Here is a 13,461-nt window from a genome sequence, read left to right on the forward strand (position 1 = left end):
ATAATGCTAACATATTGCCACTATGATCATGACTAATTTCTGGCAAATACTCAGTAAACGCTTAACAATCAAAACAGCTCTATCGCACTTATTATTAGGTGTAATTGCTACTGGGTTTAGTTTATGCCAGCAAGAAGCAATCCCCAATGAATCAACGGTTTCTCACGTTGGGATTATGGCGAACAATGAAATCGTTCAAGATCAACAAGTGTCAACCCGAAAGGTGTCACCATCGTTAACCAACCCCCAAAAATTCAGTACCAGTACTGTCTTTATGGCGATTAATTACGATATTTTATCCACCAATAAACCCATTCAAATAACTTCACATAATGCGATAAGAGCAGGCCCTAAAAACACTATTTAACTTAAGAGTTTATTACTTAATTTTTATGTTGTTATCTAAGGTGTCGACCTTACATTCCCTATTAAAAGAAGAAAGAGAAATTTATGTTATTAAAATTATTAACTAAAGTTTTTGGTAGCCGTAATGAACGTGTGCTAAAAACCCTGCGTAAGCGTGTTGAAAGAATTAATGCATTAGAACCTGCAATGGAAGCATTAACTGATGATGAACTTAAAGCAAAAACAGTTGAATTTAAACAAAAATTAGCATCAGGTACCCGTTTAGATGATATTTTAGAAGAAGCTTTTGCCGTTGTCCGTGAAGCCAGTAAACGTGTTTTTGGTATGCGTCATTTTGATGTTCAGTTAATTGGTGGTATGGTTTTAAATGAGCGCTGTATAGCCGAAATGCGTACAGGTGAAGGTAAAACGTTAACCGCAACATTACCCGCTTATTTAAACGCATTAACAGGCAAAGGTGTGCATGTCGTCACGGTCAATGATTATTTAGCACAACGTGATGCTGAAAATAATCGTCCTTTATTTGAATTTTTAGGTTTAACCGTTGGTATTAACCTGCCCAATATGCCGCCAGCAATAAAACGAGAAGCTTACAGCGCTGATATCACTTATGGTACCAACAACGAATATGGATTTGACTACTTACGTGACAATATGGTGTTTAGTAAAGATGCGCGTGTTCAACGACCATTACATTATGCTTTAGTCGATGAGGTTGACTCAATTTTAATTGATGAAGCAAGAACACCGTTGATTATTTCTGGGCAAGCCGAAGACAGCTCAGATAAATATGTGAGTGTTGATAAAATTATCCCTCATCTTATTCGCCAAGAAAAAGAAGACTCAGATCAGTTTCAAGGAGACGGTGACTTTTCAATTGATGAAAAATCACGTCAAGTTAATCTAACTGAACGAGGATTAATTAAGGTAGAAGAACTACTAATTAAACAAGGTATCATGAAAAATGATGAGTCGCTTTATGCGCCAAGTAATATTGTGTTAATGCATCATGTCAATGCGGCACTACGAGCCCATCATTTATTTCATCGTGATGTCGACTACATCGTTAAAAATAACGAAATTATTATTGTCGATGAGCATACTGGACGAACAATGGAAGGACGTCGTTGGTCTGACGGCTTACATCAAGCGGTTGAAGCAAAAGAACATGTTAAAATTCAGAATGAAAACCAGACGTTAGCTTCAATCACTTTCCAAAACTATTTCCGTCTATATGAAAAATTAGCCGGTATGACGGGTACTGCCGATACTGAAGCCTTCGAATTCCATCAGATTTATGGTTTGGATACCATTGTTATACCAACTAACCGCCCAATGCAGCGTAAAGACCAATCCGATTTAGTCTATATGACTGAAAAAGAGAAGATTGCAGCCATTGTCGCTGACGTACAAGATTGTGTAAAACGAGGACAACCAGTACTAGTGGGGACTGCATCGATTGAAAAATCAGAATTGGTATCCAATGCATTTAAAAAAGTTGGCATTAAGCACAACGTATTAAATGCCAAGTTCCATGCCCAAGAAGCAGAAATTATTGCTAATGCAGGGAGTAAAGGCGCTGTCACTATTGCAACCAATATGGCGGGTCGAGGTACCGATATTATGCTTGGCGGTAACTGGCAAAGCGATTTAGCAAAACTTGAAAATCCTACTCAAGAAGATATCGAAAAAGCTAAACAAGCATGGCAAGTTAAACATGAAGAAGTTATTGCACTGGGCGGGCTTTACATTTTAGGTACAGAACGACATGAATCCCGTCGGATTGATAATCAGTTACGCGGTCGTGCTGGTCGTCAAGGAGATCCGGGCGGTTCACGTTTTTATTTATCGCTTGAAGATCCGCTGATGAGAATCTTTGCGTCAGAACGTGTTGGTAATATGATGCGTAAATTGGGTATGAAAGAAGGCGAAGCGATCGAACACCCATGGGTCAATAAAGCGATTGCGAATGCTCAAAAGAAAGTTGAAAGTCGTAACTTTGATATTCGTAAACAATTGCTTGAATATGATGATGTTGCCAATGAGCAACGTAAAGCAATTTATCGTCAACGAAATGAGATACTGGATAATACTGAAATTAAAGATACCATTACCGTAATCCGTGTTGATGTATTTAATGCGCTCATCGATCGTTATATTCCACGGGAATCAATCGAAGATATATGGGATGTACCAGGACTTGAATTAGCGCTAAAACGTGATTTTGATTTGGATCTTCCAATTGCTAAATGGTTGGATGAAGAACAAAATCTTTATGAAGAGTCACTTCGAGAACGTATTATTCAAATTGCTCAACAAGCTTATGAAGAAAAAGAGCAAGCAGCAGGTTCAGAAGCATTTAGACATTTTGAAAAAACAGTTATGTTACAGACGCTTGATAACTTGTGGAAAGAACACTTGGCTGCGATGGATTATCTACGTCAAGGTATTCATCTACGAGGTTATGCGCAAAAAGATCCTAAACAAGAATATAAACGTGAATCCTTTAACATGTTTGAAGACATGTTAGAATCACTAAAATATGAAGTTATTGGGATATTAAGTCGTGTTGTTATTCGTTCACAAGAAGAAGTGGAAGAAGCAGAACGTCAACGCATTGCTGAAATGGAAAAACTATCAGCTAAGCAACATGCAAGTCATGAATCAGCTTCTAATATCGAAGGTGAAAGCGAAAACAATACAAGCTCAACTCAACCTAGAGTTCGCACTGAAGCCAAAGTGGGACGAAATGATCCATGTCCTTGTGGTTCAGGTAAGAAGTATAAACATTGTCATGGTGCTGTTCAATAAGCAAAAAATTTAGTATCATCAAACATTATTGATGATTTAATCAGCGATTATCATCGTCGTTTAAATTCAAGGGAAAGTGTTCACTTTCCCTAATTTTACGGATAGATAAACAGAATTATGAGAAAACATACTGAAATAGCAATAGGAATTATACGTTCGGAAAATTGTCAAATTTTTATTACCCAACGTGGAGAAGACTCTCATTTAGCGGGTTTTTGGGAGTTTCCCGGAGGAAAAATAGAAGTAGGTGAAACACCTTATCAAACTTTGCAACGCGAGATTGCTGAAGAAGTTGATATCCAAATCCATGATGCTCAATTTTTAAAAGTAGTGAAACACAGCTACGATGATCGTGATATTACCATTCACGCTTATTTAGTGGAAGAATGGGACGGTGTTCCATTTGCTAAAGAAGGACAACCCAGCCGATGGGTAGATCAAGAAGAATTGAATGCGGATGAATTTCCTGATGCAAATCGACCTATAATCGAAATGTTAAAGAATCTCGATAAACAAATTTAAGAAGTAATTGCCATAAATTGTTAAAATCACATCATTTTCAAATTAGCTATGCGCTATTTAGACTTTTGGTGAATTCTTTGTTCAGCTAACGCTAAAAAAATAATCCCGATGATTATACTTATTGCGCCTATAAAGCGTGTTAATGTAATCTTTTCATTAAACACCATTACCGACACTAACATTACCGTAACAACTTGTAAATGCGAGGCTGCAAAAGCAGGGCCAACTGGTGCTTTTTTTAACAGTACCATCCAGGTCACAAATGCACCGGTATAACCTATCATGACTAAATAAGCCCAACAGTGGCTAAAAATACGTAATAACCAATCAACACTCAATTCGAAAGGCAAAGCCGATATTGCTGTCAGCTTAAAACTGGTTTGACCAAAAGTATCAAAAAAAAGCAGTAATATAAAGCCAATTAAATAGAATTTTTTCATTCCGTGAGTCCTACTAAAACTACTCCTGCTGTAATAAAAAATATCCCTAACAACCGAAAACACGTTAGGTGCTCTTTAAATAAGATTCGTCCTGCTAACATGACCGTTATCATATTAAACGAACCCAATAAAATACCTTGTGACAAAGGCACTTCGCTTAAAAAAGCTAACCAGAAAATAAAACCAACAAAATAAGATCCAAAACCAATCCAAAGCCAAAAATTACCAAATAGTTTATGCCAATAATCCAAACCTTGATTATGCTTTGAGGTAATCGCTGCATATTTAAAGGCGATTTGACCGACCGTGTCACAGCCGATATTTAATAGCCAAAGAAAAATAATTAAGGTTGACACGACTGACACACTCCATGAATTTCCAACACGCTGTGTTTAATCAAAAATTGACTTTGTTGTGCCAGTTGTTTTAGTTGTTGTTCAATATTTGCTGAGTGTTTTTCAAAAATTTGTCGGCATTTATCACAAATAAAGAGAATTGAAAGATGATCGGGGTCTTGAAAATGTGGGCAAACAATATAACTATTGCTTGATTCAACTTTATGTATAAAGCCTTGCTCAAGCAGAAATTCAAGGGCACGATAAATAGTCGGTGGTTTGGCTTGGGGTTCACTGACTTTTAATAAATCTAAAAGATCGTATGCACTCATAGCCTTATTTGCCGTTAACATGATATCTAAAACTGTACGACGTTGGGTTGTCAATTTAATACCGCGTTTTTTGCATAAGGTTTCAATCTTTTCAATTATCAGATTATGCATCGTGTTTCCCTTGCCAGTAATCATTATTTATTTAATGCTGCTCTTCTTCGTCTTATTTCTTTAGGATCGTTGATTAAAGGGCGATAAATTTCAATACGATCACCCTCTTTCACTAGTTCATCAAGCGAACAACGTTTTCCATAAATACCAATTAGATGATCATCTAATTGAATGCGACAAATAGATAAGATATTGGATTTTACTATTGCTTGCAAGATATTCGTCGATTCTTCAACCTGACAATCAATTATTGTCGGATTATTCGGTAACGCATACACAACTTGAACCGTTATCATATTAATAAATCTGCCTTGCTCGATTGGAAAACGCTTTAACCATATTTATCATCACATCTTTAAACATTGGGGTAAAAGTCATGTCTAATAATTTATTTTGAAATTCAAAATCTAAACTAAAACTGATTTTACTTTGGTTGTCAGAAAGTGTAGTAAACTGCCATTTGCCCGAAAGGTGCTTGAATGGGCCTTCTAAAAGGGTTAAATCGATTGAATTAGGTTCATTAATTTGATTTAATGTGGTAAATGATTTTTTGAAACCAAATTTTTCAACTTCAATAAATGCAGCAATAATATTATCCTGTTTTCTAATAATTCCCGTTGCGATACAATCGGGAACAAATTCAGGATATCGCTCAATGTCATTGACTAATGAAAACATTTGTTCAATTGAATACGGTTCAATAACTTCGTGAAATATATGTGCCATAACATTAATTAATTAAAAATAAAATTTGTGGCATATATTAACACGTAACTCTATAATAACGCACATTATGACTAAGAAAAAATCACACAAACTCGGTTCGGCAACCATTGCATTAAATAAACGCGCACGCCATGAGTACCTTATTGAAGAGGAAATTGAGGCGGGATTATCCCTACAAGGTTGGGAAGTTAAATCCCTGCGTGCAGGAAAAGTAAATATTAGCGATAGCTATGTACTGCTTAAAGACGGGGAAGCATGGTTATTTGGTGCAACCATTACACCATTAAATGTGGCTTCAACACATGTTGTCTGCGATCCCATGCGTAACCGTAAATTGCTTTTGAATGAACGTGAATTAAATTCGCTATTTGGTCAAATCAATCAAAAAGGTTACACAGTTGTTGCGCTTTCATTATATTGGAAAAATGCTTGGGCAAAAGTCAAAATTGGTGTGGCTAAAGGCAAGAAAGAGTACGATAAACGAACGGATATCAAAGAACGGCAATGGCAGGTTGATAAAGCGCGTATCATGAAAAACGCTAATCGCTAATCGCTAATCATCTTATTATTACTTTTGTCTCTCATCGTAAAAGCTATGGATGGCGTTTAATTTGTGGTTTGATGAAAATCGCGTTATGCTTTAGCGCTTTAAAATTAAGCAGATCATCAATAGTGTTTACACACGTCAGTGCCATAGTTTGAAAATCTTGTGCAATAGCATCAATCGGATAATAAGAGTAATCCAGATAAATATTATAATCATACGAACATAAGCAAATTTGGTCTGGATTAACTTTAACCTCGACTAAATAGCTCAACACTTCCTGCAATAAATTACCGGACGGAGTAAAAATAGCTTTCGGTAAACGCCCTAATTTTTGATGCAATCGTTTGAGTAAGTCATAACCTTTATTTGGGCAATAACTATCACAAATGATCCAGTCAGAAGCTGGCGTTAAGCCTGCATTCGTTAAACCTTGTTTAAATCCTTGTAACCGAGCACGAATTGAAGTGAGTTGTGCATCACAACCAATAAAATAAAACTCATTTAATTTTTTTGCATAAGGTTCGATTAATTCAGCTACCGATCCTATTGCCTCACTTGTAATAAATGGAAGTGTGGTATGCTCAATATAACGATCAAAAAATAACACCGGAGTATGTTGATTAATACTCATGTAAAACTCATCGCTATCTAGTGATGTGACCACTATCATTGCATCCACTTTTCGTTCAACCAAATTTTGCGCTACATTAATTTCAACCTCTTTATTATAGTGGCTACAAGTAATTAAAAGCTGAATATTTTTTTCCCGAAATGATGCTTCTAAATGGTGTAAAAACATCGAAAAAAACGAGTTCGACATATCAGGAACAATGACACCAATTGTATTGGTACTCTTCGCCTTGACTAAGTATCGACGAATATGCGATTGCTCTTTATACTGCTCAGCTATTGCAAGCACTTTTTGGCGTGTAAGAGATGAGATTCGATATTTTTTATCTCGTTTATTAAAAATATGGCTGACGGTCGTTGCCGAAACGCCAGCCAAACGAGCAATATCATTGATTCTTAATTTATTACTCGCCATATTTCACCTTCCAGACTATCGTGGTGTGCGTTGTTGTTTATTGGGAAAAGTCGGGTTGTGATTTTCCGACGGATTTTGATACCAATACGCCACGCTGGCAATATCATCACAACGTTCATACAATCTTATATCATCATTTCCGATCTGTTGAAAAGCTAACTTAATATTTTTATGGAAAGCAACCGGATCAGGTAAATGCCAACGGTATAAACCATGCATCGGAAGTGCATCATCGCCGAAGCCATGTACCGGATTTGAATCACCTGTTTGAAAAAAATCCCGTGTAGCATCTCGATTAGTTTGATAAGGATAGCCCATAAACAGTGTTTGAAAACATTTTGCTTTAGGCTTACCTTGACTGTCACGATTATGAAATGCCCATGCCCCACCAAAATAGTCTTCTGAGCCAGTTGAATGTTGTGTTGGATACGCACTATCATCATCCAGATAAAATTTGAACTCGCCTTCTCCCCACCAATACCGTTCTAAAGCGGTTAAGGCTAAATACGTCCCCACATAATAGCCATGACCTTGTACGTTATCTAATATGACATAATCTTGTGCATACTGAGTTACACGCTGACGACGCCATTGTGCATGAAAATAGAGAGGCTGTTCGAACGGTTTTGGCATGATGGCATAATTAATAGTGAAAAAGAAATGTTGTAAATCTGCTTCATGCTCATTGTGAATTTCTATCCTGGCTTTTTTATTGAATGGCATTCTAAAATAACAGTTAAATCCCCCTGTTGGATTAACCACAATCGGTAATGAATTGATATCACATCTTGCTCCAAATCCATTACAGAAAAAATCACCAATTGGGCTTTCAACTGACGGTATTGTTTCGTCATCCCAGTAGATACGAATAACCACATCACGCAAGACAAAACTACCACAATGTGTTCTATCGGTTAAGGTAAACCACATATGTCTAATTTCAGCAGGCCCGCTAATTTCTGCAATTGTTATTTTTTCCCCTGCCGGAATCGAGATACACCCTTGTCCTTTACGGCTAGGGCCTAAAGCACTCGCTTTCATACAAGACTTACCCTTTTCGCCTGTCATATTTTCAGGTGAAATAGTTCGAGTTTGTTCAAAGTTAAATTGTGTCACTGAATTGAATATATTCATTTTTAATCCTTAATATGTCTTAATAAATTCTTATTATTACCGTCTAAAAGATATGTGTTTTTATTAATCTTTTTTTAATGTGTTTGCTTTTTGGTCTCGACTTAAGAAGAAAATGGCAAAAATCATAAAACCTAAAACCACCAAACCTAAATTATTAAACGTCGTTGCTGCGCCAGCGGTATCATAAATGTCGCCAACATAAGTTGAGAACAAAATAACCCCAACTGAACCTGCGACTTGATAACCAATCAGAAAAACAGTGGCAGAAAGACGAGCATTAAAATTGTTATCAATATACTTAAATACTGAGACTAAAATGGTTGAAATTTCTAAACAATGCATCAGCTTAATAATGGATATAATGACAATGCTATCAACATGAGCAGTTAAAAATATTCGTGATGCCGATATAAATGCAGCAAAAATAAGTGCATTTTTTGCGCCAACTCGATTAACAACAAAAGGAACACAAAACATGACTGCAGCTTCTAAGAACACTTGAAAAGAATTTAATAAACCATATAAATGATAACCATCATTTACATCGGTAAATTGTTGTGTGAAATAGACAGGAAACAGTTGCTGATCATAAATATTATAAAGGCTATAAGTGCCTAATACATAAATAACAAATATCCAAAACTTTTTGAGCGCAAACACAGAAAGGATTTCATTAAAGGTCAATTTTTCTTTCTTTTGAAATACCACACTTGAGGATTGAGTTAAGTCAGGTTTGAAATTGAGATTTAAAATCATAAAACAGAGACCGACAATTGACGCTGCCCAAAAATTAAGATGGGGATTAATACTTATTAAAATTCCGGCGATAAAAGTCCCTACTGCATAAGCAATACAGCCCCAAGTTCGACATTGTCCAAATTCAAATCCAAACGCCCGACTAATCTTTTCACAATATGAATCAATCAATCCCATACCTGCGACCCAACCAAATCCTAAAAAGAAACTGCCAAAAATCACACCAACATAAAAGTTATGCTTTAAAAGTGGTTCATAAATATAAATTAATGCAGGTGCTGCGCAGGTGATAATAATACTTTGAAACCAAATAAGGTGTTTTTTTAAGACTAATTTATCTTGATAAACACCATATATAATCATGATAATTAACGAAATAAAGTAGTTAAATGAATAAATGATACCCGTTTGTTTCGCTGTTAAACCAATCTCTTTACTAAGCCAAATTGAGTAAAAAGAGAAAACAAAACTGCCTGCTGCGTAATACATAAAGCTATAACAGGAAGCAAACCAATAAGTTGGTTTTTTATAAAATTCACTTGTCATAATTTATCCTATGAAGAGTTAACCACTGATAAGGAATATAAAGAGCTAAAAATTTAGCTTTAATGGGTTTATTGGATAAATGTGATCCACATCAAAAATTATTTCTAAGACTTGCAATAAACAGCAAAATTCATCATGGTGTTTTGTTAACAATAGGTAAATCTAAAAGTAAGATAATCATTATGCTGATAAATTCAAAAAAATTTGAACGTTGAACTTTAAAACAAGATATCAGACAACTTTTTAATTCATAAATCGCAACAAGATGGGTTTACCCATTGAATGATTAAAAATGTTTTAATTAGACGCCATTAACTGTGTTTTAAATGATCAAAAAATGAGGAATGTCGATTCAGCAACTTGCGTGAGACGATAAAATGTAACACGGTTAAGTATCCCTAAAAAATCTAACTTATAACTGCAAGATAGTTAACCTATATTAGATATATAAATTTAGTGAAAAAGACATCAAATTTAACTCAAACATATATGACAATCTAAAAAGTTGACACACATGATATAGCTAAAATATAACAACAATTTAAGATGGTTTATCGACTTGTCAGTTATGTAAGAATTGATAAAAATAGTATAAAAAAAATTAGAGTTACATTATTTAACTCTAATCAATTAGATGTTATTTTAAGGTTATATTTAAACGACTTAGGTATTTTAAAAAAATAAATTATGACCGAAAAACAAAATGAATATCACAGGCTTTATCAAGTCATCGCATCAGAATTAAAAAATCGGATTATTAGCGGTATTTACCCAATAGGAAGCAAATTACCTTCAGAAAGATTGGTGTGCGAAGAGTTAAAAGTTAGTCGTTCTGTCGTAAGAGAAGCAATAATCATGTTAGAAGTTGAAGGTTTTGTTGAAGCACGTAAAGGATCGGGTATCCACGTTATTGGCAATAGCTCGCTTAAAAACCTTTCATCAACTTCAGGAGGATTAAATTTTGTAAAAAGTGGGCCTTTTGAACTGTTGCAAGCACGCCAACTTATTGAAAGTAATATTGCTGAATTTGCTGCCACACAAATCACCAAGGGAGATATTGTTAAATTATTAGAAATTCAACATAATGCTCAAAAAGAAGATCATCATCGCGATCCCTATTGGGATATTAAATTCCATACTCAGATTGCCATGATTACTCGTAACAGTGCTTTAACTATCATTGTTGAAGAGACATGGCAACAGCGCACGTTAAATCCTTTATGGAAAAAACTTCATGAAAATATGCCAGAACAAACCATTAATAATTGGGCAGATGAACATAACCAAATTTTGGAAGCTTTAATTAATCGAGATCCTAAAGCAGCAAAATTAGCGATGTGGCAGCATTTAGAAAACACTAAAAAAGCACTTTTTGATGCTGCAAATAAAGATTTTGAAACAAGACGTGATCACTATTTATTTTCTGATAATCCCGTCATTAGTATCAATAACAATGAATTAGACTAAACTAAACAAATCATCAAGCTTTAACTCACTCGTAGCTATCAACTAATTAAAAATAAATTTAGCAAAATTAATTGACGCTATCTTGTGTTTAAGGCTCAAAATGATAATCGATAATGACTTTTATTACTTTAAATGCATTGATCACTTATCGTTGATCGTCAATTTGAATGCCTAAAGGCGGTTCAAAATGAAACTTACTGAGTTCTACTTTTCCAAGTTTTTGGTGCGATAGATCATAAAAACTGCGTTGTCCATCTTCCTCAATAATCGTAAAATTGGAAATCATTCCGCTTGGTAACACTGAAATGATAAAATTCTGACTTGAACTGTCTGTTGGCTTTAAAGTGAATGAATCTTGTTTACGTGTAACTTGATAGTGGTTCCAAATAGGATTATGACTATCGGTAATTAAAAGCATTAAACGATTATCAACGGCTTTTTTTAAATCCATCACCGTGACTTGTTCGACTGTTGGCGTATAGACCCACATATTACTTCCATCCGAAATAATAGTTGTTTCCTCTGGCTCTGTCATTTTCCAATTAAAATAGTAAGGTCTTGTTACCCAAAGATCCCCCTTTCCTTCCTGAACTTGCTGATTATCTGCTGTTTTTACATCTTGTGAAAAGCGTGCATAAAATCCGTCAACTTTGTCTAAACGCTGTTGTAAGACCTCTTTATCACCTGCCCAAGCGGATACGCTAACTAATAATCCCATTAATACTAAAAATTGTTTCATAACGAATCCTTACTTTTTTTATCTATAACAAAGCGTTAAATAGTGTTCGCAAATCTGATTAGGTCAAAATATTACCGTTTTTCGTTAAGTTCGAAAAGTTATTTTCTTTTCTTTTTCACTTATCAATTAACAAGTATATAATATAATGAATTTTTCAAACTTGGATACCACCTGTTATGCCTAGCATGTCATTTGATTTTACGACTGATGAATTTCAGCCTTTAGCGGCAAAAATGCGTCCACGTAATTTATCAGAATACATTGGACAAACTCAGCTACTAGGAGCAGGAAAACCATTACCGAAAGCAATTGAAGCCGGAAACCTCCATTCAATGATCTTATGGGGGCCTCCGGGAACTGGGAAAACCACATTAGCTGAAATTATAGCGCATCATGCTCATGCTAAAGTCGAAAGAATTTCGGCAGTCACATCCGGAATCAAAGATATTCGTGAAGCCATTGAGCGTGCAAAAATCAATCAGCAAGCGGGTATCCGTACGATCTTATTTGTTGATGAAGTTCATCGTTTTAATAAAAGCCAACAAGATGCATTTTTGCCTTATGTTGAAAATGGTACAGTTACTTTTATTGGGGCGACAACTGAAAATCCGTCATTCGAACTCAATTCAGCGCTGTTATCACGAGCTAGGGTTTATTTACTCAAATCATTAACCAATGCCGATATCGAAAATATTTTACAACAAGCCATTGATGATCCGGTTCGAGGTTATGGCAATAAACATGTCGTGTTACCACCAGAAACAAAAAAACAGATTGCTGAATTTGTTGGGGGGGATGCCAGACGTGCACTGAATACACTTGAATTATTAGTGGATATGTCCGGTGGCAATGAACTAACACCAGCGTTACTCAAAGAAGTCATGGGTGAGCGTAGTGCCAGATTCGATAATCAAGGTGACCGATATTATGATTTGATTTCTGCCGTCCATAAATCAATTCGTGGTTCTGCGCCTGACGCTGCATTATACTGGTATGCAAGAATCATTACTGCTGGTGGTGATCCCCTCTATGTTGCTCGTCGATTACTGGCAATTGCCTCTGAAGATGTCGGCAATGCCGATCCAAGAGCAATGCAAGTTGCATTGGCGGCGTGGGATTGTTTTACGCGTGTTGGCCCCGCCGAGGGAGAACGCGCCATTGCGCAAGCTATAGTTTATTTGGCTTGTGCACCGAAAAGTAACGCCGTCTATCTTGCTTTCAAACAAGCTATGAGTGACGCGCAGTCTAAGCCAGACTATGATGTACCTGAACATTTACGTAATGCACCAACCAGTCTAATGAAAAATTTGGGCTATGGAGCACAATACCGTTATGCACATGATGAACCTAATGCTTTTGCTGCAGGTGAAAATTATTTTCCGCCTGAAATGGCTGATAGTAAATATTATCAACCAACTGATCGTGGTGCAGAAAAAAATTATGCCGATAAACTTGCATGGTTAGAAGCCCAAAATAAAGCAAGCCCAATTCAACGTTATAAAAACCAAAAATGATCCATAAGTAAAACCTTTCTAAACCATTTTATTTTATTACAGAAAAAAACGTTTACTAACCGATAGTTAA

15 protein-coding genes are annotated in these 13,461 nt (G+C 35.7%); 6 read left to right on the forward strand and 9 right to left on the reverse strand.

From position 1 onward, the window contains the following. Nucleotides 1-28: 28 nt before the first annotated feature. The 3 genes from ACGH47_RS01480 (at nt 29) to mutT (ending at nt 3,699) form a co-directional block, all read left to right on the forward strand. Complete coding sequence (locus tag ACGH47_RS01480) at nt 29-367, forward strand: hypothetical protein (protein WP_411590281.1); 339 nt, start codon at nt 29-31, stop codon at nt 365-367. 83 nt (nt 368-450) lie between these two features. Then, nucleotides 451-3,177 carry a preprotein translocase subunit SecA gene (gene secA, locus ACGH47_RS01485; RefSeq protein WP_411622469.1) on the forward strand — a complete coding sequence of 909 codons (2,727 nt, stop codon included), beginning with the start codon at nt 451-453 and terminating at the stop codon, nt 3,175-3,177. A 117-nt stretch (nt 3,178-3,294) separates the two neighbouring features. Then, nucleotides 3,295-3,699 (forward strand): 8-oxo-dGTP diphosphatase MutT, encoded by a 405-nt coding sequence (gene mutT / locus ACGH47_RS01490; RefSeq protein WP_267349800.1) that lies wholly within the window; start codon nt 3,295-3,297, stop codon nt 3,697-3,699. Nucleotides 3,700-3,752: 53 nt separating this feature from the next. Here mutT and ACGH47_RS01495 read toward each other — a convergent pair whose 3' ends face one another. Genes ACGH47_RS01495 through ACGH47_RS01515 form a run of 5 tightly spaced genes read right to left on the reverse strand, consistent with a single transcriptional unit; the run spans nt 3,753 to nt 5,643 of the window. Further along, entirely contained in the window at nt 3,753-4,139 is a 387-nt protein-coding gene (locus tag ACGH47_RS01495; protein WP_267359364.1) for an EamA family transporter, read from the reverse strand. After that, complete coding sequence (locus tag ACGH47_RS01500) at nt 4,136-4,495, reverse strand: EamA family transporter (protein WP_267349804.1); 360 nt, start codon at nt 4,493-4,495, stop codon at nt 4,136-4,138. Before ACGH47_RS01500 ends, ACGH47_RS01495 begins: the two co-directional genes overlap by 4 nt. Then, the gene (zur, locus tag ACGH47_RS01505) at nt 4,483-4,917 is read right to left on the reverse strand and encodes a zinc uptake transcriptional repressor Zur (protein WP_065558826.1); all 435 of its coding nucleotides are present in this window, start codon (nt 4,915-4,917) and stop codon (nt 4,483-4,485) included. Before zur ends, ACGH47_RS01500 begins: the two co-directional genes overlap by 13 nt. Nucleotides 4,918-4,940: 23 nt before the next feature. Next, nucleotides 4,941-5,213 (reverse strand): RnfH family protein, encoded by a 273-nt coding sequence (locus ACGH47_RS01510; protein ID WP_267349808.1) that lies wholly within the window; start codon nt 5,211-5,213, stop codon nt 4,941-4,943. 1 nt (nt 5,214) lies between these two features. Further along, nucleotides 5,215-5,643 (reverse strand): type II toxin-antitoxin system RatA family toxin, encoded by a 429-nt coding sequence (locus ACGH47_RS01515; protein ID WP_267349810.1) that lies wholly within the window; start codon nt 5,641-5,643, stop codon nt 5,215-5,217. Between the two features lie 67 nt (nt 5,644-5,710). Here ACGH47_RS01515 and smpB point away from each other — a divergent pair, with 67 nt between their 5' ends. Further along, nucleotides 5,711-6,193, forward strand: coding sequence for an SsrA-binding protein SmpB (gene smpB, locus ACGH47_RS01520; RefSeq protein ID WP_411622470.1), 483 nt, complete (start codon nt 5,711-5,713; stop codon nt 6,191-6,193). A 43-nt stretch (nt 6,194-6,236) separates the two neighbouring features. On the opposite strand, the gene ACGH47_RS01525 is transcribed toward smpB, so the two are convergent. From ACGH47_RS01525 to ACGH47_RS01535, 3 genes are all read right to left on the reverse strand, one after another. Continuing rightward, a complete protein-coding gene (locus ACGH47_RS01525; protein ID WP_411590278.1) occupies nt 6,237-7,235 on the reverse strand; it encodes a substrate-binding domain-containing protein in 999 nt (332 codons plus the stop codon). Nucleotides 7,236-7,250: 15 nt separating this feature from the next. Continuing rightward, a complete protein-coding gene (locus ACGH47_RS01530; RefSeq protein WP_411622471.1) occupies nt 7,251-8,369 on the reverse strand; it encodes a glycoside hydrolase family 172 protein in 1,119 nt (372 codons plus the stop codon). A 63-nt stretch (nt 8,370-8,432) separates the two neighbouring features. Beyond that, nucleotides 8,433-9,671 carry an oligosaccharide MFS transporter gene (locus tag ACGH47_RS01535; protein ID WP_267359356.1) on the reverse strand — a complete coding sequence of 413 codons (1,239 nt, stop codon included), beginning with the start codon at nt 9,669-9,671 and terminating at the stop codon, nt 8,433-8,435. 687 nt (nt 9,672-10,358) lie between these two features. Between ACGH47_RS01535 and ACGH47_RS01540 the strand changes: the two genes are divergently transcribed. Further along, nucleotides 10,359-11,138, forward strand: coding sequence for a GntR family transcriptional regulator (locus tag ACGH47_RS01540; RefSeq protein WP_267349820.1), 780 nt, complete (start codon nt 10,359-10,361; stop codon nt 11,136-11,138). Between the two features lie 145 nt (nt 11,139-11,283). Here the strand turns inward: ACGH47_RS01540 and lolA are convergent, their stop codons facing one another. Next, nucleotides 11,284-11,877, reverse strand: a complete 594-nt coding sequence (gene lolA / locus ACGH47_RS01545) for an outer membrane lipoprotein chaperone LolA (protein WP_065558834.1) — start codon at nt 11,875-11,877, stop codon at nt 11,284-11,286. 176 nt (nt 11,878-12,053) lie between these two features. Between lolA and ACGH47_RS01550 the strand changes: the two genes are divergently transcribed. Then, complete coding sequence (locus tag ACGH47_RS01550) at nt 12,054-13,391, forward strand: replication-associated recombination protein A (RefSeq protein ID WP_411622474.1); 1,338 nt, start codon at nt 12,054-12,056, stop codon at nt 13,389-13,391. Nucleotides 13,392-13,461: the final 70 nt, after the last annotated feature.

It is taken from the genome of Gilliamella sp. CG16 (assembly GCF_046635785.1).
GTDB lineage: Bacteria > Pseudomonadota > Gammaproteobacteria > Enterobacterales > Orbaceae > Gilliamella > Gilliamella apicola_I.

Excerpts from the sequence above, each read along its gene's own strand:
- ACGH47_RS01535 (WP_267359356.1), bottom strand. The coding sequence starts at position 9,671 with ATGACAAGTGAATTTTATAAAAAACCAACTTATTGGTTTGCTTCCTGT.
- zur (WP_065558826.1), bottom strand. The coding sequence starts at position 4,917 with ATGCATAATCTGATAATTGAAAAGATTGAAACCTTATGCAAAAAACGC.
- ACGH47_RS01510 (WP_267349808.1), bottom strand. The coding sequence starts at position 5,213 with ATGATAACGGTTCAAGTTGTGTATGCGTTACCGAATAATCCGACAATA.
- ACGH47_RS01540 (WP_267349820.1), top strand. The coding sequence starts at position 10,359 with ATGACCGAAAAACAAAATGAATATCACAGGCTTTATCAAGTCATCGCA.
- ACGH47_RS01525 (WP_411590278.1), bottom strand. The coding sequence starts at position 7,235 with ATGGCGAGTAATAAATTAAGAATCAATGATATTGCTCGTTTGGCTGGC.
- secA (WP_411622469.1), top strand. The coding sequence starts at position 451 with ATGTTATTAAAATTATTAACTAAAGTTTTTGGTAGCCGTAATGAACGT.
- ACGH47_RS01515 (WP_267349810.1), bottom strand. The coding sequence starts at position 5,643 with ATGGCACATATATTTCACGAAGTTATTGAACCGTATTCAATTGAACAA.
- ACGH47_RS01530 (WP_411622471.1), bottom strand. The coding sequence starts at position 8,369 with ATGAATATATTCAATTCAGTGACACAATTTAACTTTGAACAAACTCGA.
- mutT (WP_267349800.1), top strand. The coding sequence starts at position 3,295 with ATGAGAAAACATACTGAAATAGCAATAGGAATTATACGTTCGGAAAAT.
- ACGH47_RS01495 (WP_267359364.1), bottom strand. The coding sequence starts at position 4,139 with ATGAAAAAATTCTATTTAATTGGCTTTATATTACTGCTTTTTTTTGAT.
- ACGH47_RS01550 (WP_411622474.1), top strand. The coding sequence starts at position 12,054 with ATGCCTAGCATGTCATTTGATTTTACGACTGATGAATTTCAGCCTTTA.
- ACGH47_RS01480 (WP_411590281.1), top strand. The coding sequence starts at position 29 with ATGACTAATTTCTGGCAAATACTCAGTAAACGCTTAACAATCAAAACA.
- smpB (WP_411622470.1), top strand. The coding sequence starts at position 5,711 with ATGACTAAGAAAAAATCACACAAACTCGGTTCGGCAACCATTGCATTA.
- lolA (WP_065558834.1), bottom strand. The coding sequence starts at position 11,877 with ATGAAACAATTTTTAGTATTAATGGGATTATTAGTTAGCGTATCCGCT.